Origin of the sequence: Ramlibacter sp. AN1133, from assembly GCF_037890035.1 — a bacterium.
In the GTDB taxonomy this organism is placed as follows: Bacteria; Pseudomonadota; Gammaproteobacteria; order Burkholderiales; family Burkholderiaceae_C; genus Ramlibacter.
In genome coordinates this window covers 183,175-202,656 of sequence record NZ_JBBKTQ010000010.1, presented here as the reverse complement: position 1 = coordinate 202,656, position 19,482 = coordinate 183,175, and the positions used below count along the sequence as shown (strand labels likewise).

At 73.8% G+C, this 19,482-nt stretch carries 11 protein-coding genes; all 11 read left to right on the top strand.

The genetic code is table 11. The annotated features are described in order from the left end of the window. Positions 1-19: 19 nt before the first annotated feature. Genes WG923_RS16490 through WG923_RS16440 form a run of 11 tightly spaced genes read left to right on the top strand, consistent with a single transcriptional unit; the run spans position 20 to position 19,476 of the window. Positions 20-1,264, top strand: a complete 1,245-nt coding sequence (locus tag WG923_RS16490) for a phage late control D family protein (protein WP_340352059.1) — start codon at positions 20-22, stop codon at positions 1,262-1,264. Next, positions 1,261-2,199, top strand: coding sequence for a phage baseplate assembly protein V (locus tag WG923_RS16485; protein ID WP_340352058.1), 939 nt, complete (start codon positions 1,261-1,263; stop codon positions 2,197-2,199). The genes WG923_RS16490 and WG923_RS16485 overlap by 4 nt, the downstream gene beginning before the upstream one ends. A 7-nt stretch (positions 2,200-2,206) precedes the next feature. Continuing rightward, positions 2,207-2,977 (top strand): hypothetical protein, encoded by a 771-nt coding sequence (locus tag WG923_RS16480; RefSeq protein WP_340352057.1) that lies wholly within the window; start codon positions 2,207-2,209, stop codon positions 2,975-2,977. Positions 2,978-3,010: 33 nt separating this feature from the next. Next, positions 3,011-3,430 (top strand): GPW/gp25 family protein, encoded by a 420-nt coding sequence (locus WG923_RS16475; protein WP_340352056.1) that lies wholly within the window; start codon positions 3,011-3,013, stop codon positions 3,428-3,430. Position 3,431: 1 nt separating this feature from the next. Next, positions 3,432-5,486: a putative baseplate assembly protein gene (locus tag WG923_RS16470; protein ID WP_340352055.1), complete on the top strand. Its 2,055-nt coding sequence runs from the start codon at positions 3,432-3,434 to the stop codon at positions 5,484-5,486. Next, positions 5,483-7,861: a phage tail protein gene (locus WG923_RS16465; RefSeq protein ID WP_340352054.1), complete on the top strand. Its 2,379-nt coding sequence runs from the start codon at positions 5,483-5,485 to the stop codon at positions 7,859-7,861. Before WG923_RS16470 ends, WG923_RS16465 begins: the two co-directional genes overlap by 4 nt. Positions 7,862-7,891: 30 nt before the next feature. Further along, complete coding sequence (locus WG923_RS16460; protein WP_340352053.1) at positions 7,892-10,963, top strand: helix-hairpin-helix domain-containing protein; 3,072 nt, start codon at positions 7,892-7,894, stop codon at positions 10,961-10,963. 52 nt (positions 10,964-11,015) lie between these two features. After that, positions 11,016-12,938, top strand: a complete 1,923-nt coding sequence (locus tag WG923_RS16455) for a hypothetical protein (protein WP_340352052.1) — start codon at positions 11,016-11,018, stop codon at positions 12,936-12,938. A gap of 27 nt (positions 12,939-12,965) precedes the next feature. Beyond that, a complete protein-coding gene (locus WG923_RS16450; RefSeq protein WP_340352051.1) occupies positions 12,966-15,689 on the top strand; it encodes a tail fiber domain-containing protein in 2,724 nt (907 codons plus the stop codon). A 23-nt stretch (positions 15,690-15,712) separates the two neighbouring features. Further along, positions 15,713-17,227, top strand: coding sequence for a hypothetical protein (locus WG923_RS16445; protein ID WP_340352050.1), 1,515 nt, complete (start codon positions 15,713-15,715; stop codon positions 17,225-17,227). Continuing rightward, the gene (locus WG923_RS16440) at positions 17,224-19,476 is read left to right on the top strand and encodes an AAA family ATPase (protein WP_340352049.1); all 2,253 of its coding nucleotides are present in this window, start codon (positions 17,224-17,226) and stop codon (positions 19,474-19,476) included. Before WG923_RS16445 ends, WG923_RS16440 begins: the two co-directional genes overlap by 4 nt. The last annotated feature ends 6 nt before the right edge of the window (positions 19,477-19,482 follow it).

The following is a 19,482-nucleotide window of genomic DNA, read 5'->3' as shown; positions in this document are numbered from 1 at the left end:
CCCGGCCCCGAGTCCCGCCATGCCCGCCCAGACCCTTCCCCAGGCCGCCGTCCGCTTCGAGGACTTCTATGTCCCGCGCTTCGAGATCCTGGTCTCGGGGCGCAGCCTCGCGCCCACCGTGCTGCGCGACGTCACCCAGGTCACCTACAACGACTCGATCGACGAGATCGACAACTTCGACCTCACGGTGGGCAACTGGGACGACGACGCCTTCGCCTTCAAGTACACCGGCGCCGAGCGCAGCGTGGCCGGCGACAGCGACGTGCAGAAGCTGTTCCTGCCCGGCGGCGCCGACTTCGAGCTGAAGGTCGGCTACGGCAGCACCCTGCACACGCTGTGCAAGGGCAGCAGCACCAGCCTGGAGCCGAACTTCCCGGCCGGCGGCGCGGCCACCCTGAACGTGCGGCTGCTCAATGTGCTGCACCGCCTGCGCGCGAAGAAGCACCGCGACCACTGGCCCAACAGCCGGGTGGCGGAGGGGCAGACCAAGATCAGTCGCATCGCGCAGGACATCGGCGAGCGGCGCATCGAAGGATGCCGCTTCCCGCTCCCGATCCGCATCGACAGCGCCGCCATGGGGCGCGAACCCGCGCTCACCTACCTGGCGCAGGACAACCAGTACGACATCGATTTCCTGCTGCAGCAGGCGCGCCGCCACGGCTACGTGGTCTACGTGGACCAGGAGCGCAGCGGCTCCGGCGTGCAGGAGGTGCTGCGCTTCGGCCCGCCCGCCGGCCGCAGCGCCGGGGTGGCCGAGGCGCTGTACGAGCTGCGCTGGGGCGAGGGCCTGATCGACTTCGCCCCCAAGCTGTCGATGGCCAACCAGGTCGCCTCGGCGCAGATCCGCAGCCGCAACCGTGAAACCAACGAGCGCCTGGCCCCGAGCGTGCGCTGGGACGATTCGCTCGTCACCGTCAACCGCGACCTGGCGCAGGTGATGTTCAGCGGCCCGCCCGGCGTGGTGCCGGACCGCTGCCGCGAGCGCGAGGAGATCGTCGTCAACGAGCCGCAGTTCGACGCCCAGCAGGCGCGCCGCCGCGCCGCGGACCTGCTGTCCGAGCGGCTGCGCCAGATGGTCGAGGCCACCGGCAACACCGTCGGCCTGCCCGACCTGCGCGCCGGCCAGCGGGTGCAGGTCGAAGGCTTCGGCGAGCGTTTCTCGGGCCTGTACTTCGTCACCAAGACCACGCACACGATCAACGACCAGGGCTACCGGACCAAGTTCGTCGCGCGACGCGAAGCGCGCAGGGGGAGTGCGGGATGAGCATTACGCAGGGGATGGTCACGGCTTTCGTCAAGAAGGTCGATGCGGGCCAGGGCCGCGTGCAGGTGGAGTACCGCGACATGCAGGAAGGGCTGCTGTCGCCCTGGGCCTACATCGCCTCGCCGATGTCCGGCAAGAGCCGCGGCGCGCTGTTCATGCCCGAGGAGGGCGACGAAGTGCTGGTCTGCTTCGGCGACGGCCACTTCTCGCGCCCGTACGTGGTGGGCTTCCTGTGGAACGGCGAGCACACCTCGCCCGAGACGCAGGCGCACAACCGCGTGATCGTCACCCCCGGCGGGCACCAGCTGCGCTTCGAGGACAAGGAGGGCGACCGCCGCGTGGTGCTGAAGACCGACGGCGGCCACAAGCTGGTCATGGACGACAAGTCCGGCCAGAAGAAGGTGGAGCTGGTGGCGACCAGCGGCCGCAAGCTGCTGATGGACGAGGAGCAGGCCACCGGCAAGGTGCAGATCAAGTCGTCGCAGAACGAGATCGTGCTCGACGACGCGCCCGGCGGCGCCAAGATCGAGATCAAGGCCGGCGCCGTCACGATCGTCCTGAACCAGCAGCCGCAGCCCTCGATCAGCGTGTCGGTGGCGGGCACCAGCGTCGACATCTCGGCCAGCGGCGTGAGTCTTTCCACCAGCGCGCCGGTGAGCGTCAACACCGCCGGCAGCGTCAGCGTGACGAGCGGCGGCGCGGTCAGCGTCACCAGCGGCGGCGCGGTCAGTGTGACGGCCGGGGGCGCGGCGAGCGTCACGGCGGGTGGCGCCGCCAGCCTCACCTGCAGCACCGCCAGCGTCACCGCGGGCATCTTCAACCTGTCGGCCGGCATCTTCAACTGCAACGCGCCGATCGCCAACTTCGCCGGCGTGGTCAAGGCCACCGCGATCATCAGCCCGCTCTACACCCCTGGCGTGGGCAACCTGCTCTGAGGCGCACATGCTCACCCTGCCTGCACTGCAACTCGAACCGGCGGCCGGCCCCTGGCCGCTGGAGCAGCCGATCGAATTGCGGCTGCCGGCCTTCACGCTCGATGGGCAAGCCGTGACGCAGGACATGGCGCGCAGCGTCGGCGCCTTCGTGTACCGCGAAGCCGGCGGTGGCGAGGAACTGTGGAACGAGAAGCCGGGCCGCTGGGAGCCCGCGCCCGGCACGCTCGATGCGCTGGACGCGCTGCAGCCGCTGCCGCTTGCCTTCCAGGCCGAGGCCGACCCGCCCTGGCAGGGCACCTGGATCGCCATCGGCCTGAAGGACCAGGCCGGCGCCGCGCGCTTCGCCAAGTCGCAGGGCGGCAACCCGCGCTACCGGCTGCGCCCGTTCGCACTGCTGGAGCACCAGGGACAGCGCCAGCGCGCGCTGGGCGCGCCCACCGGCTGGGTCACCTTCAGCGCGCTGGCCGACACGCAGCGCTTCGCCGTGGCCATGCAGCCGGAGTCGGCGCAGGAATGCGAAAGCGCGCGCTTCGTGCTGAAGAACGCCGCGCTCGCTGCCGCCGGCTGGCTGGAGGTGCGCGCGAGCAGTGGCCGGCAGGAGGTGGAGATCGTCAAGTGCGATGCCAACGGCGCGCCGGTGTCCTCTGTGCTGCTGGCCGACGACGGCAGCATCCGCCTGCGCCCCGGAGGGAGTGCCCGCATCGTGCTCGATGGCGAGCTCGAGGCACAGCGCGTCAGCTACGTGCGCAACGACGGCAGCCGCATCACCCTGAACTGATCCCCGCCAGGCCCCCCACCACGAGCGCCCCTCATGAGCACCACCTCCCCTCCCTCCGACCCGCGCGCCTTCCTCGGCGCCGGCTGGCGCTTCCCGCTGCAGGTGGCGCCCGACGGGCGCATCGCAAGCTCGCGGCACGAGCGCAAGATCGAGGAGGCGATCCTGCTCGTGCTGTCCACCGCACCCGGGGAGCGCGTGATGATGCCGGACTACGGCTGCGGCATCCACGAGCTGGTGTTCGAGCCGAACGATGCACGCACGCTGGCGCTGGTCGCCCATCACGTGCGGCAGGCGCTGAACCGCTACGAGCCGCGCATCGACCTGCTCGACGTGCACGCCGACAGCAGCGACGGCGCGCCGAACCTGCTGCTGGTGCGCATCAACTACCGGGTGCGCGCCACCAACGCGGTCGGCAACCTGGTCTATCCCTTCCACATCAGCGAGGGGCGCTGAGATGCCGCTGCGCGACGCGTTGCCCCAACTCGACGACCGGCGTTACGCCGACATCGTCGACGAGATCCGCACGCGGGTCGCCCGCTACACGCCGGAATGGAATCCGGCCTGGAACGACCTGAACGACAGCGACCCGGGCGTGACGCTGACGCAGGTGTTCGCCTGGCTGTCGGAAATGATGCTGTACCGGATGCAGCGGGTGCCCGAACTCCACTACGTCAAGTTCCTCGAATTGCTCGGCGTGGAGCTGCAGGCCGCGCAGCCGGCGCTGGCGCAGGTGGGCTTCGCGCTGGCCGCCGGCACCGCCGCCAGCGCCATCGTGCCGCCGCGCACGCAGGTCAGCGCCACCGGCGCCGACGGCAAGCCGGTGGTGTTCGAGACCCTGCGCGCGTTGACGGTGGCGGCCACCGAGCTGCGCAGCGTGCAGGCCTACGACGGCGCGCAATACCGCGACGCCACCCCCGAGAACAGCGCCGCCAGCGCCGGCTTCACGCCCTTCGGCGACGACCCGCGCGACGACGCCGCGCTCACGCTGGGCTGGGCGATGCCGGCCACCTGGCCCACCCCGGATCAATTCCCCGCGCTCACCCTCGACCTCACGTTCTGGACCGCGCCCCACGGCGGCGAGGCGCGCAGCACCCCTTGCGGGCCTGCCAGCCGCGCGCTGGCGCCGGCGCAGATCACCTGGGAAGGCTTCGACGGCGCGCGCTGGGTGGCGCTGGACGTGCGCTTCGACGACACGCTCGCCTTCACCCGCAGCGGCCGCGTGGTGCTGCGGCTGGGCGAGCAGCTGAAGCTGGCGCGCGCCTTCGTCGGCACCTGGGAGCCCGGAGCCGACCCCGCCACCGGTGCACCGCGGCCGCCGTTGTTCTGGCTGCGCGCGCGGCTGGCGCGCACCCAGTACGCGCGGGCGCCGCGGCTGCTGGCCCTGCGTACCAACACGGTGGACGCGGAGCAGGCCGAGACGGTGGTCGACGAGGTGCTGGGCGGGTCGACCGGCCGGCGCAACCAGCGCTGGCAGTTCGCCAACACGCCGGTGCTGCGCGAGGCCCTGCTGGTGGAGATCGACGACGGCACCGGCTTCCGGCCCTGGCAGGTGGAGGACGACCTGCTCGGCGCCGGCCGCGAGGACGAGACGCTGGCGCTCAACGCCACCAGCGGCGAACTCAGCGCGGGCGACGGCGAGAACGGCGCCATCCCGGTGGCCAACGCCGCCAATCCCGATGCCAACGTGGTCGCGCGCAGTTACCGCTTCGGCGGCGGGGTGCGCGGCAACGTGGCGGCCGGCGCGATCAAGACGCTGCTCACGCCGCTGGCCGGCATCGACGGCGGCAAGACGGGCAACCTGTTCGCCGCCAGCGGCGGCCGCGACGAGGAGCGGCTGGACGAGGCGCGCAAGCGCGCCCGCCGCGCCTTGCGCGCCCGCACGCGCGCCGTCACGGCGGAGGACTTCGAGCACTTTGCGATGGCCGCGGGCGAGGTGGCGCGTGCCCGGGCGCTGCCGCTGGTGCACCCGGCCTATCCGGGCGTGCAGGTGCCCGGCGCGCTGACGGTCATCGTGGTGCCGGATGCCCCAGGTCCCGCGCCGGTGCCCGGCGAGGCGCTGCTGCGCAACGTCTGCGCCAGCCTCGATCGCGTGCGCCTGCTGACCACCGAGGTCGCGGTCACCGGCCCGCGCTACGTCCGCGTGGCGGTGGCCATCGACGTGGTGGCCGACGACGGCGCCGATCCTTCGGCACTGCGCGATGCGGTGGCGGCAGCGGTCGGCCGCTGGCTGCATCCGCTCACCGGCGGCGACGGCGGCGATGGCTGGCCCTTCGGCGGCGCCATCCGCTACTCCAAGCTGGTGCAGCGCGTGTTCAGTGCCACCGGCGTGGACAGCGTGCCGCGCCTGGTGCTCACGGTCGAAGGCGACGCGCGGCCCGAATGCCGCGACGTCGACATCGCCGCCTTCGCGCCCCATGCGCTGGTCGAACTGACCGCGATCGACGTCACGCCCTTCACGCGCGAGGAAGCCGGCGAGCTGGACGCGGGCGGCAGCGGAGCGGGCCCATGAACGCGCCGCTGCGTCTGCTGCCGGTGCCGGCGCCGCCGCACGATCCCACCTCGTGGCTGCTGGCCGGGTGGATCGGCCCGGCGCCTGCCCGCGGCTGGCAGGCCGCGCAACTGGACGCCCTGCGCATCGACGCGGCATCGCGCCAGCTGGTGCTCGCCCCCGCGCCCGAGGCCGCGCGCCGGCTCACCGAGCCATCGGGCAGCTTCGGCGGCCGCGTGCCGCCGCGCAACGTGGCGTTGACCGCGGACGGGCAGGTGCTGCTGCTCGACCCCGCCACCGGCGCCGTGCTGCGCTTCGATCCCTGCCGCTGCGCGTTCGTGCGGCTGCCCTGCTTCACGCACACCGTGGCGCCGCCGCAGGCTGGCAGCTGCCTGGACCCGGCCGCGGCCGGCATTCCGGGCACTGCGGCCGATCAGCGCCGCGTGCCGCCCACGGAGCTTGCGCAGGCGCAGGCGCTGGCGGTGTGCGGCGACGAACTGCTGATCGCCGACAGCGGCCATGCGCGGGTGCTGCGCTTCGCGCTGCACGGCCCGGTGCCGCGCGGCACGCTGCAGTTGCCGGCCGTCGCGCGCCAGGGGCGCGGGCCCTGGCGGCCGGTGGCCCTGGCCTTCGATGCGCGCGGCCGGCTGGCGGTGGCCGATGCCACCGGCGCCTGCATCGACCTCTTCGATGCAGGCCGCCGCTGGCTGCGCACGTTGCGCCTGGACGCGCCGGCCTGGGCGCTCGCCTTCGACGGCTGCAGCGCATTGCTGGCCCTGGCCGCGCAGGCGCAGGACCTGGTGCTCGATGCCGCCGGCGTCTGGCAATGGCAGCCCCTGCCCACCGCGCCCGGCCAGCCCCCGGTCGCACTGCAGCCGCAGGCGCTGCGCTGGGCCGAGCCCTTCTCGGCCCAGCCCGTCGCCGAAGTGCTGCCCGAGGACGCGCCCGGCCACTGGCAGGCGCCGCGCGTGCAGGTGGACATGGGCGGCGCACTCGCACTGCACTGTGCGGGCAGCGAATCGGAGGCCGCGAGCGTGCAGCACTTCGACCCGCGCGGCCGCCGCCTGCCGCCGCCCGCGCGCGTGGCCGAGAGCTACCGCCGCCGCGGCGCGTACCGCAGCGGCGCACTCGACGCCGCGATCGACGGCTGCACCTGGCATCGCGTCGAGCTGTGCGGCCACCTGCCCGCCGGCTGTCGCATCGTCCTGCGCACCTATACCGCGCAGGTGGAACTGCGCGACGACGAACTGCCGCCCCCGGGACCGGAGTGGAGCGCGCCGGTCGAGGCCAGTGCCTTTGCCGGCGGCCGCTGGGACGCGCTCGTCACCAGCCCGCCGGGCCGCTGGCTGTGGCTGGCGCTGGAGTTCAGCTCCGACGGCCGCAGTACGCCGCAGCTGGAATCGGTGGTGGTCGAATATCCGCGCATCCCGCTGCGCCGCTACCTGCCCGCGGTGTTCGGCGCCGATCCCGCGGCCGCCGACTTCACCGACCGGTTCACCGCGCTGTACGACACCACGCTGCGCTCGATCGAGCGCCGGCTCGACCGCCTGACTGAGCAGTTCGATCCGCGTTCGGCCTCGGCGCCGCTCGATGCGCGCGACACCACGCCGGATTTCCTCGGCTGGCTGGCCGACTGGATCGGCGTGACGCTGGCGCGCGACTGGCCGCTGCCGCTGCGGCGGCGGCTGCTGGCGCAGGCCTCGGCGCTCTATCCGCTGCGCGGCACGCCCGAGGGGCTGCAGCGCCAGTTGTTGCTGCTGCTCGGTTTCGACCACGCGCTGGCCGCCTGCCCCGACGACCGCGGCCGTCGCCGTTGCGCGCCGCTGCCGCTGAACTGCGCGCTGCCCCCGCCCTGCACGCCGGCAGCGCCGCCCGCGCTGCTGCTGGAGCACTTCAAGCTGCGGCGCTGGCTGGTCGCCGGCCGCGGCCGCCTGGGCGACGACAGCGTGCTGTGGGGCCGCCGCATCGTCGACCGCGCTCAGTTGTCGGGCGCGGAGCTTCCCCCCAGCGGCAATGCGCGGGTCGGCGCCTCGCGGCTGATGGCAACGCCCGACCCGCAGCGCGATCCGCTGCTGGTGGCCGCGCACCGCATCAGCGTGTTCGTGCCGGCGCGGGTGCGCGAGGCCGCGGCCGAGAAACGCGCCCTGCAGTCGCTGCTGGCGCGCGAGGTGCCGGCGCAGGTGGAGGTCGACCTGCGCTGGGTGGAGCCGCGCATGCGCGTGGGCATCCAGGCCATGGTGGGGCTGGACAGCGTGATCGCACGCACGCCCAGTGGCGTGCGGCTGGAGGAGGCGCGGCTGGGCCAGGGCACGGTGCTCACGGGCGCCGGCGGGCGGCGCGAGGCGCTCCCCACCGTGGGACGGGCCAGCGTGGGCCTGACCACGCGGCTGGCGTGAGGAACGGACAGGAACGAGGAAGGAACCATCATGGGCTGCACAGGATGCCGCGGCGAACAGGCTGCACCGGGTGGCGCAGGGCACGGCGCGCCGGGCGCGCTGGACGGCGCCTGCCCGCAATGCGGGCTCGATGCCTTTGTCCGCAACCACTACTTCACCGGCAAGATGATGGGCGCCGGCGAGTTCCAGACCGAGTCGCGCTATCACGGCGACAAGCAGCGCCACCACAACCTGCGGCTGCACGGCGCCGGCGTGGTCTGCGGGCTCAAGGCGCACCAGCACGAATCGCCCGATTGCCGCAGCCGCTTCCTGGTGGTGGAGCCGGGCTCGGCGCTGGACTGCTGCGGGCACGAGATCCTGGTCACCGCGCCGGAGATCGTCGACCTCGGCCGCCACCGCGAGCTGCTGCGCGGCACCCATGACGGCCGCCTGCACACGCTGGCGCTGTGCCTGGCCTACCGCGAATGCCCGACCGACGAAGTGCCACTGCTGTACGACGAGTGCGGCTGCGACGACACGCAGTGCGCCCCCAACCACATCCTCGAGTCCTTCGCCTTCCACCTGCAGGTGGATCCCCCGCTGCCGGACGCGCAACTGCTGGCGGCCGCCGCACGGGGCGCGCTCAGCGCCAGCAACCGCCACGCGGCCACCGGCTTCGTGGCCAGCGCCGAGGGCGGGCGGGTCGCGCTGGTCGACCCGGGCGACGCCAGCCGCGTGCTGCTGCTCGACCCGCAGCGGCGCGCGCTCAAGCTGGCGGGCCTGCAGGCGCCGGCGCGCGCGCTGGCGGTGTCGGCCAACGGCAAGTGGGTGTTCGTCGCGCAGGCGCCGGAAGGCAGCGCCACCACCGGCCGCCTGCGCGTGTTCCGCGGCGACGACCTGACCGAGGTCACGCCCCGCAGCGGCAACGCCGCCAACTGGAACGTGCCCGACGCGCCGGCCACCGCCGCCGTCACGCTGGCCGCCAGCAACGACCGGCTGTATGCCTACAACGGCGCCAACGGCAAGCTGTACTTCTGGGCCACCGATGCCACGCGCGGCATCGCCGACGGCACCGCACCGGCCGCCCACCTGCTCGCCACCGGCCTGGGCGAGCTGCGCGTGGAGCCGGCCAACGGCGCCGCCCATGCGCTCGGCCCGCCGGCGGCCGGCCAGCGGCAGATCCGCCGCTACGTGCTGCCCGCCACGCCCGCGGCCAGTGCGATCGCGCCCACCGTGCTGGCCGCCACCACCACGCCGAATGCGCTCGCAGCGGGTGTCGTGGGCAGCCCCGCGAAAGGCCTGCTGGCCGCCGCCAGCGCCGACGACCAGCGCGCCTACCTGATCGACCCCACCGCCGGCAGCGTGGCCGCGCAGGTGGATTTCGACCATCCGCCGCTGGCCATCGGCCTGCTGTCCGCCGCCGACGGCAGCACCTGGCTGCACGCGCTGCTCGATGCGGGCGGCGTGTTCTACGTGCAGGCGGCGCTGCTGCGCGTGTCCGGCAGCACCCTGCAGGTCGACGTGGCCGCCGCCCGGCTGGCCGGCAACGGGCCCAACCTGGCCGTGGTGCTGGCCGATGAAGGCCGCGCCGCCCATGTGCACACGGGCGCGCTGGCCGAAGGCGATTGCGCCGACCACCTGTGCAAGCAGCTCGAAGCCTGCCCCGGCTGCAGCGAACCCGATTGTCTGCACCTGGCGACCATCGCCAACTACCGGCCCGGCATGCCCTTGCTCGACCTGCCGGTCGCCGTCGACGACCTGGCACAGGGCCGCGCGCGCATCGACAACCGCAGCGGCCGCCGGCTGCTGGCCAGCACCGCCACGCTGCAATCCTGGCTGCAGTGCCTGCAGCTCAAGGGCGGCGTGCCGGGACCGGCCGGCCCCGGCGGCCCTGCCGGCCCCACCGGCCCGGGCATCGACCGCGTGATCGTCAACTGGCTGCCGGCCGGCAGCGCGGGCACCGCGAACCTCGATACGGTCACGCGCGAACTGACGCTGGGCATCCCCGGCGGCGAAGACGGTCTCGACGGCTTCGGCATCGACGCGGTGGCGGCGAGCTTCGTCGATCCGCCGGCGGCGGGTTCGGCCACGCTGGTCGACCAGCCCGCGCCCAGCCGCAACAAGAAGCTGGTGCTGGTGATTCCCAAGGGGGCCAACGGCACCAGCGGCGTCGACGGCTTCGGCATCGATGCGGTGGCGGTGAGCTTCGTCGCTCCGCCCGCGGCGGGGTCGGCCACGCTGGTGGACCAGCCCGCGCCCAACCGCAACAAGAAGCTGGTCCTGGTGATTCCCAAGGGCATCGACGGCATCGACGGCAAGGACGGCGTCGGCCTGGAAAAGGACCTGGTGCAACTGCGCGAGATCGGCTGGCGCCACAACCAGGCCACCGCGCAACTGGACGAGATCGACCTGGCCGGCAGCCGCATGCCCGCACTGTGGGTGCGCTTCACCGCGCCGGTGTTCTTCGCCGACCACGGCTCGCAGTTCCTGTCGCCGCAGGTGCTGCGCGTGCTGGTCCCCGAGACGCGCCGGCAGCGATACCCCACGCTGGTCGACCAGGTGCGCGGGCTCATGACCGACGAATTGGGCCGCGTGTGCGAATGCCCCCTCAGCGGCATCGTGCTGCCGGCGGAACGGGCGGGCCCCGGGATCCTCAAGCCGGTGCCCACCTCGTATTCGGACGTCTGGGCCTTCGTGCCCTCGCAGGCGGCCCGCAAGCTGCTGGTCGACGCGGCCAGCCTGCGCGTGGAACTGCACGGCGACTTCGTCATCGACGAACGCTGCCGCGCGGTGGACGTGGAGTACGCGCGCGCCGAGCTGCCCTCGGGCGATCGCCCGCACGGCTTCGACCACGGCATCCAGGGTGGCGTGTTCACGAGCTGGACCTGGATCAACCGCGACCTGCCCGACCTGGGCGTGGGCCCCACCGGCAAGCGCACCGACCTGAACAAGGCGAAGGTGGCCGAGCTCGCCACCGTGCCCGGCATCAGCGCGACGCTCGCCGCCGCCATCGTGAAGGACCGCGGCCAGAACGGACCGTATGCCGACGTGGACGACCTGAACCGCCGCCTGAAGCTGTGCGAGGTGCTGTTCGCGGCCATGCGCGACGCGCTCTCGGTGTGACCACCCCCCTGCCCGCGCACTACCTGCCTGCCTGCACCTGCCGGAGATCCGCATGCCCCAATCGACCCTGAGCGACCGCCGCCCCGTCTTCACCGGCCTCTTTGGCGAGCGCGAACCGCAAGCGCCGGCCGCGCGCCGCACCGATCCCTGCGCCGACGAGCGTCCCGCCTGCGCCGCCTGCGGCGGCCTGCAGTGCCTGTGCCGGCCACGCTTCTTCCCCGGCCAGCTCCTGAGCGACGAGGACCTGAACCGCCTGCAACGCTACGTGATCGACAAGAACCGGCTCCACAACCGCTACCTCCAGGGCTGGGGGGTGGCCTGCGGGCTGGAGGTGGTCTGCGATCCCTGCGCCTCGGGCGGGGTGATCGTGCGCAGCGGCTACGCGCTGTCGCCCTGCGGCGACGACATCGTGCTGTGCAACGACCAGGCCGTCGACCTGTGCACGCTGATCTCCGACTGCCGGCCGCAGGCCGAGCCGGTCTGCGATCCGCCCTACCAGGCCCTGCCGCGCGAATGCCGCGGCGGCACCGAGGAATGGGTGCTGGCCGTCTGCTACGACGAGCGGCCCACGCGCGGCATCACCGCGATGACGGGCGCCGGCGACACGTGCGCTTGCGGCGGCGGATGCGGCTGCGGGGGCAGCGCGGCCGGCTGCAGTTGCGGCGCAGGCGGCAGCAGCGCGCGCGGCAGCACCGGCGCGGCCGGCTGCTGCGGCGGCCAGGCGGGCCAGGCCTCTTCCTCCGCGTCGTCGCGCAAGCGCCGCAGCGATCCGCAGTGCGAGCCCACGCAGGTGTGCGAAGGCCACCGCTTCATCGCCTACCGACTGCCGCCGGTCCGGGAGCTGGCGGGCATGGACCTGCGCGACAACAGGCTGTCGATGAACAGCCGGCAGGACCTGATGTTCGCGTGGCTGTTCGCCAATCGCAGCCGCTTCGGGCCCCTGCTGGAGCGGCTGCTGTGCTGCGTGGTGCGCGCGCTCGAGATGCGCGCGACCTGGCGCGAGGGGCTCAAGTACGACGCCGACAACGCGCTCGAAGCCTATCTCGACTACGCGGAGGCGTTGCGCGAGTTCGCCGCCGACTTCGCGATCCACCGCTGCAAGGCGCTGGCCGAGATCACCCGGCTGGTCGACGAAGCGCGCGTGCTGGCGACCCCGGCCAGCGCGTTCGACAAGCTGAACGCGGAAAACGCCGCGCGCAAGAAGCTCAACATGATCGAGGTCAGCAGCCGGCTGGCCGCGCTCGACCGCGCCTGGATGAACCTGGTGGCGGAGTGCCTGTGCTCGGCGCTCCTGCCGGCGTGCCCGCAGCCGGCGCCGCTGAACTGCGTGCCGCTGGCGGTGCTGACGGTGGAGCCGGGCGACTGCAAGGTGACCGACATCTGCAACTGGCGCGAACGCAAGCTCCTCATCAACTGGCAGACGGTGGGCTACTGGCTGTCCTGGCTGCCGTGGCAGGGGATGCAGGAAGACATCGCCAGGATGTGCTGCGGCGAGGGCAAGCGCAACAACGGCCTGCTGGTGCTGATCATCGTGCTCGGACTCGCCTTCAGCGGCCAGGGCAAGGCCAAGGCCAGGTCCGGCGCGCCGCGCACGGCCCCGGCGCCGGCTCCCACGGCGGAGGCTCCCGTGGCCGCAGCAACTCCGGCGGCGTTCGGCGAGGAGATCAAGGCCCGCACCCGCATCGACGACCTGGACAGCGCCTTCGAAGCCGACAACCTGGTGCTCGACCTGATGGGCCGCTTCGACCTGCTGCGCGCCGGCGCCGCGCCGGAAGCGCCCGGCTGGGCGCAACTGGCGACGGCCGCCTCCGACGGCAGCCTGGTGGACATCTTCGCCACGCTGGCCGGCCGCGGCATGGCGGGCACGCCCGGCGTGTCGGTGCCGAACGCCGACCTGCAGGCCGAACTGGCCTCGATGAAGCAGCAGCTGGCCGAACACCGCAGCCAGATCGATGCGCTGCGCCGGCAGCAGTGAAGCCGCGGTGAACGACAGGAGGCTCTGATGGGCGCCCAGGACCAGCGGCCGCGATTCTTCGAGGGCCAGTACCTCGCCGCCGACGATCTGGCCGCGATCGTCGATTACCTGCGGGCGGCCGACGCCCGCCATGCGCTCGGCGCGCACAGCTGGGGCATCGCCGCGGGGCTCACCCTGACCGAGCGGCCAGCACCGGGCCCGCAGGGCCGGCGCGAGGTGATCCTCACGCCCGGCGTGGCCTGGGACGGCCATGGCCGCGCGATCGTCGTCACCCGGCCCACGCGGCTGCCGGAGACGCTGTTCGCCGCCTTCGCCTATTCGCCGCTGGCCGACGAGCCCGATGCACAGGGCAAGCCGCCGGCCGGTCGCGCGGTGCGCGTGTGGCTCAACTACCGCGAGGAGACGGCGAAGCCGCCGGCGCGCGGCTTCGAGAACTGCGAGCCGGCCGACCAGAACGCGCGGGTGCTGGAGCGCTTCGAGTTCGTGGTCGGCGACTTTGCCGCCGGAGCGGCGCGGCGCGGCAACGTGCTGGTCGGCACCGACAGCGTCGCACCCGACCAGGCGCTGCGCCATTTCGATCCGGCCATGCAGCCGCTGCCCGACGAGTCGGTGCCGCAGCAGACCTTTCCCGTCCGCGCGCGCTGGCTGGTGCCGGTAGGCTACGTGCGCTGGGTGGCGCGCGAGGACGACCTGGGCTACTTCGCCGACCGCGACCGGGTGGCGGCCGACCGGCTCGCGGACTGCACGCGCGCGCTGCGCCGCTACGTCGGCGTGATCGCCGAGCGCGTGCTGGGTGCCGACGGCAACATCGTGCTCGCCTCGCGCTTCGATTCGCCGATGGCCCGCCACCGCTTCACCTGCCTCCTCAACGGCCCGCTGGCCGCCGACGCGCGCAAGGACCTGGCGTGGGTCGAAGGCAACCTGCGCGCGCTGGGCGACGTGAAGCTGGCCGGCTCGCGGCTGCAGCTGCGCGATGCCGACGGGCAGGACCAGCAGGTGCCGATGTACCTCGCGCGCCAGGGCGATGTCATCGTCCCCGCCGGCAAGACCTGCTGCGAGGCCGCGGCCGAGCCGCTGGAGGGCGACCCCAAGGCGCCGCGCGAGCTGCGCATCGCCATCGGCGCCAAGGGCCAGGACGCGCACAAGCTGGTGGTCGGCCCCGAGTCGCCGCCCGATGCCGAAAAGGGCGAGAAGGAGCCTTCCCTGGCGCCGCGGCTGGTGGTGCGCAGCGGCAATGCCGCCGGCGCTGCCGAAGGGCAGGTCGGCGTGAACACCGGCGATCCCAAGGCGGCGCTCGAGGTCAAGGGCGACTGGGGCAGCGAGGACGGCGCGATCCGCGTGTCGGGCGCGCAGCCTTCGATCCGCTTCAATGAAACCACCCCCTGGCTGCTGCAGGCCGGCGTGACGCCCCCGGACGGTTTCCGCATCGCCAACCGCGTGGGCAGCGACTGGAGCGCGGTGGTCAACATCACCGCCACCCAGCGCGTGGGCATCGGCACGGCCGATCCGCGCAATCCGCTGTCGGTGCGCGCGCAGGCGCCGAAGACGAGCGACGCCGAGGCCCGCGAGCGCTGGGACGAGCTCGCCAGCTTCGAGGACCGCGAGGGCACAAGGCGCTGGCACGTGAACCTGCTGCGCGATGGCGCCGGCAAGCACCTGAACTTCGCGCAGACCGACGTGGCCGATGCCCGCCTGTTCCTGCAGGCCGGCGGGCGCGTGGGCATCGGCACCGCCGTGCCCACCAACCGCCTGCACGTGGACAGCCCGGACGGCATCCGCCAGCGCCGGCTGTACCTGAGCGGCGACACCAACTGGAGCTCGATCACCTACAACGCGCACCACAGCGCCGACGGCAGCGCCTGGGTGTTCCCCGATCCGGCCCGCAAGGTGATGACCATCGAGCTGGACGACAACGGCGGCACGCCGCGCTTCGAGGTGTACAGCAATGCCGAGGCGCGCGAGTCCGCCTGGCGCTCGCACTTCCGCATCCGCGGCGGCGATGCCGCCACCGAGGTGACCGAGCTGGCGCGCGCCGGCGGCCGCGTGGGCATCGGCACCGGCACGCCGGGCGCCAAGCTGCACGTGGTGGGCGACGTCATCGTCAACGGCCACCTGGGCGTGGGCACGGCGCCGCTGGAAGCGCTGCACGTGGCAGGCAACTTCCTGCGCGTCGACGGCGCCGGCGGCGAGATGGCGTACCTGGGTGGTGATGCCTCCACCGGTGGGCGCCAGCCGGGCGGGCGCGACGTGCAGATCGGGAGCCTGAACGCCGCGGTCGATGCGGTGCACCTGTACAACCGCGGCGACGGCCGCTTCATGGACCTGGAGTGCCGCGGCATCTGGCGCTCCTCCGAGCACACCACCTCCGACGAGACGCTGAAGGAGGACATCCGGCCGCTCGCCGATCCGCTCGCCACCGTCGCGCGCCTGCGGGGCGTGAGCTTCCGCTGGCGTCCCGGCGCACCCGGCGACCGGTCAGGCGAGGCGGGCCGGGCCCAGCATTTCGGCGTCATCGCGCAGGAGGTGGCGCAGGTACTGCCGCAGCTGGTGGCGCGCTCCGGCCAGGGGATGGCGGTGGAGTACGAAGGCCTCATTCCCTGGCTCATCGAAGCGGTGAAGGCGCTCCGCGGCGAGGTCGAGGGCTTGCGCGCCGAGCTGGCGCAGGTGCGCAGCGCGCAGTCTTCGCCGCAGCCACCCGCGTCCCCGCCGCCGGCGCAGGGCGGCACGGGCCGGCCCAAGCGCGGGAAGTAGGCCGCCCGACGCAGCGAGTCCCCATGCTCGACATCGACCGCCTGCAGATCGAGTTGCGCGCCACCGCCGCGCCGGTGCGCGCCGCCGACCTGAAGCAGCGGCTGGCCGCCGCGGTGCCGGCCGGCATCGCGCGCGCGCTGGCGCCGGTCGATCACGGGCGTGACAACTCGCTGTGCTTCATCGACACCCTGGCCGTCGAATGCGCGCTCGCCTGCCCGGCCCGGGCGATCGACGACGACCTGCTGGCCGCCGAAGTCGCCCGCGCCTTCGTCGGCGCCTATGGCCGCGCGCTGGCGACCGGCCGCGTGCGTCGCTTCGACGATCGTGCCGACTACCTGGCGCAGTTCTGGATCGCGCTGGCCGAGGGCAGCGCCGCGCGCCAGTGGTGGTTCGACGAATTCGACGGGCTGCGGCCGCTGCCGGTGTCGGCGGCCTTGCGCACCTCGTTCGTCGAGGCCGGCGCGCTGGCGCCGCAGGCGCTCGCGCGCCTGACCGCGACCACTGTGGCCCAGGTGCTGGCGATCCTGGGCCCCGCCGATGCGCGCCGCGTGCACGAGGCCTGGGCGCTGTGCGAAGCCGGTGCCGCCCCGACGCTGGCCTTGCTGTGGGAGCAGGTGCAGGGCCTGGCCGACGACCCGGTGGCCGAACTGCTTGCCGTGGTCGCCGTGGAACGCGGGGACAGGGGCGTTGCGCCCGCGCAGGCGCTGCGGGCGTTCGCCGCGCTGCGCCGGCTGCTGGCCGCGGCGCGCGCGCTGCGGCTCCCCCCTTCCCCCCTGGAACCGACGGACTGGGCCGACTGGTGGCAGCAGGCCTGCGCGGTGGCGCAGGTCGGGCCCTGCTGGCAGGCCAGCGACGACGCGCAACGCACCGTGGCCCAGGCGCTCGTGCGCCTGCAGTCAGCGGCGGCTGCTGCCGCCGGTGCGCCCGCGGCAGGGCCGGACACCGACGCCGTCGCCCTGAGCTGCGTCACGCCCCATGGCGGCCTGTTGCTGCTGTTGCGCGTGGCGGCCTGGCTGGCCTGGCCGCGGCGCTGGCAGGCGGTGCTGGGCGCGCAGGCAGGCGCGGAAGAAGCCGCCCACGACGCGCGCCTGCTTGCCTTCCTGGTCGCCGCGCGGGCACTGCGTCCGGCCGGCACCGCGCTGCTGGACGACCCCCTCCTGCTGCGCCTGCTGGCACTCGACCCGGCGCGGCGCCGGCAACTGCGCACCGATCGGGCGGGCCGACGTGCCTTGCGCCGCGCGCTGCAGGCAACCGGCCAGCGCAGCCTGCGCGCGGCGGCAGGCATGCTGCTCACTGCACTGGCCGACCGCCTGCCGGGACTCGCGGGTTCGTCCGCCGGCTACCTGCGCGCGCAGGCCTTGTCGATGCGCGCGGTGGTCGTCCTCGGCAGCCTCGACGCGCCGGCCACGTTTGCCACGACCACGGCCACGGTGCGCCTGCGCCCCGCGCCGCTCGACGCCCTGCTGCGTCTGGCCGGCATCACGCGCGGCACGCTGGACCTGCCGGGCTGCCGCATCGTGCTGGGAGACGAGGCATGAACGCACCGCGCCGCGCCGAACTGCCGGCCGCCGAGGCCGGCTTCGCGCCCGCGCTGGCGCGGCTGGACCGGCTGCTCGAACGCGAGACCCTGCGCCTGCGGGCCCGCTACGAGCTGTCGCTGGACGAACTGCGCGGCCTCTATGTGTCCGATGCGCAGGTCGATGCGCTGCTGGCGAGCCGCCGCGCCGCGTCATCCGCCGAATCGCCAGCGGCCGCATGGACCGGTGCGGACCTCGCTGCCGACCTGGCCGGCGGCGCACCGCAACTGGCGGCGGTGGCGCCGCGCTGGCAGGCGCTGTGCGAGGTGCTGGGGCTGGCGCCGCTCGAACAGGACGTGCTGCTGCTGGCGCTCGCCCCCGAGCTGCAGGCGCGCTACGAAACGATCTACGCCTACCTGAACAACGACCTCGCGCGCCGCCACCTGACCGCGGAACTGGCGATGCGCCTGCTGGCCCCGGACCGCAGCGCCGGCGACGCAGTGGCCGCAGACCAGCGCCTGGCCTTGCGGGCCGCCTTCGCGCCCGATGCGCTGCTGGCCGCCGCCGGCCTGCTGTTGCCGGCAGGCGCCGGCGACCTGCCGCGCGCGCAGTGCGGCTGGCGCCTGGCGCCGCCGCTTGCCGACTGGCTGCTGGGACTGGCCTGGTCCGACGCGCGCCTGCCGCCGGCGGTGTTCTCCGCCTGGCGCAGCGATGGTGGCGGCTGCGGCGTCGACGATCCGGGCGTGCCTAGCAGCCTGCGCCCGCGCGCGATGCGGCTGGCCTTCGCCATCGACGCCAGCCTCGCCGCGCGGCGCGCGCTGGTGGCGGTGGTGAGCGCCGCCACGGCCGACGACGCGCAGTACGTCGCCCACCGCGTGCTGGAGCAGGCCGGCTGCCACCTGTTGCAGCTCGACCTGCGCGCGCTGCGCACGCTGGCCGCGCCGGCCGAGGCGGTGAGCGCACTGCAGTTGCAGGCGCGCGTGACCGGGCAGGCGGTGCTGGTGACGCCGCTGGATGCGCTGGCCGAAGCCGACGGCCGCCTGAACGAGCCGCTGCTGGCCGCGCTGCGCCGCCTGGGCGCGGCACTGCCCTGCCTGTATGCGACCGGCCCCGGGCGCTGGCGCGAGGCGGTGGCCGCCCTGGGCCTGCGCGAAGCGGCGCTGTCGGAGGATGACGACGACGCGGCCGACGGCGTGTTCGAGCTCGCCGTGCCGGAGTTGAACGGCGCCGAGCGCGCCGCGGTGTGGCACAGCGAACTCGCGGATTTCGAATCCGGTGCGCCGCTCGATGGGCAGGCGCTGGCCGATCGCTTCGTGCTCGGGCCGGTGCGCATCCGCCGTGCCGCGCGCCGCGCCCTGGAGCTGCTGCGCGACGGCGCCGCGAACGAGTTGCCGGCTGCCTGCCTGGCGGCGGCGCGCGCCTTGTCCACCGAAGACACGGGCGGCGTCACGCGCGCCGTCGATTCCACGCTGCGCTGGGACGATCTCGTGCTGCCGGCGCCGGTGGCCGCGCGGCTGCGCGAGGTGCTGCGCGCGATCGAGCTGCGCCCCCGAGTGCTCGACGACTGGGGGCTGGCGCGGCGGCTGAACGGCGGGCGCGCCATCAACGTGATGCTGGCCGGCGTCTCCGGCACCGGCAAGACCATGGCCGCGGGCCTGATCGCGCTGTCCGTGGGCATGGACCTGCACCGGCTGGAGCTGGCCGCCGTGGTGTCCAAGTACATCGGCGAGACCGAGAAGAACCTGGACCGAGCCTTCGATGCCGCGCGGCGCGCCAACGCCATCCTGTTCATCGACGAGGCCGACGCGCTGCTGGGCAAGCGCTCCGAGGTGAAGGACGCGCACGACCGCCACGCCAACGTGGAGATCGCCTACCTGCTGCAGAAGATGGAGGACCACGACGGCGTTGTCATCGTCGCCACCAACCTGGCCAGCAACCTCGACGAGGCGTTCTCGCGCCGCATGCAGTTCGTGATCGACTTCCCGCTGCCCGATGCCGGAGGCCGCGAGCGCTTGTGGCGCGGCATGCTGCCCGCGGCGCTGCCGCAGGCCGCCGACATCGACTTCGCCTTCCTGGCGCGCCAGTTCGCGCTGGCCGGCGGCGACATCCGTAACGTGGTGCTCGATGCGGCCTATGCGGCGGCAGCCGATGCGGCGCCGCTGTCCATGCGCCACCTGTTGCAGGCCGTGGCCCGCCAGCAGGCCAAGCGCGGGCGGGCGCTGGACCGCGCGCAATTGCGCGAGTACGCGCCGCTGCTGGAGGCGCGCTGATGGAGG

Coding starts and splice junctions, on each gene's coding strand:
- WG923_RS16465 (WP_340352054.1), top strand. CDS start 5,483: ATGAACGCGCCGCTGCGTCTGCTGCCGGTGCCGGCGCCGCCGCACGAT.
- WG923_RS16480 (WP_340352057.1), top strand. CDS start 2,207: ATGCTCACCCTGCCTGCACTGCAACTCGAACCGGCGGCCGGCCCCTGG.
- WG923_RS16485 (WP_340352058.1), top strand. CDS start 1,261: ATGAGCATTACGCAGGGGATGGTCACGGCTTTCGTCAAGAAGGTCGAT.
- WG923_RS16490 (WP_340352059.1), top strand. CDS start 20: ATGCCCGCCCAGACCCTTCCCCAGGCCGCCGTCCGCTTCGAGGACTTC.
- WG923_RS16470 (WP_340352055.1), top strand. CDS start 3,432: ATGCCGCTGCGCGACGCGTTGCCCCAACTCGACGACCGGCGTTACGCC.
- WG923_RS16440 (WP_340352049.1), top strand. CDS start 17,224: ATGAACGCACCGCGCCGCGCCGAACTGCCGGCCGCCGAGGCCGGCTTC.
- WG923_RS16475 (WP_340352056.1), top strand. CDS start 3,011: ATGAGCACCACCTCCCCTCCCTCCGACCCGCGCGCCTTCCTCGGCGCC.
- WG923_RS16445 (WP_340352050.1), top strand. CDS start 15,713: ATGCTCGACATCGACCGCCTGCAGATCGAGTTGCGCGCCACCGCCGCG.
- WG923_RS16460 (WP_340352053.1), top strand. CDS start 7,892: ATGGGCTGCACAGGATGCCGCGGCGAACAGGCTGCACCGGGTGGCGCA.
- WG923_RS16450 (WP_340352051.1), top strand. CDS start 12,966: ATGGGCGCCCAGGACCAGCGGCCGCGATTCTTCGAGGGCCAGTACCTC.
- WG923_RS16455 (WP_340352052.1), top strand. CDS start 11,016: ATGCCCCAATCGACCCTGAGCGACCGCCGCCCCGTCTTCACCGGCCTC.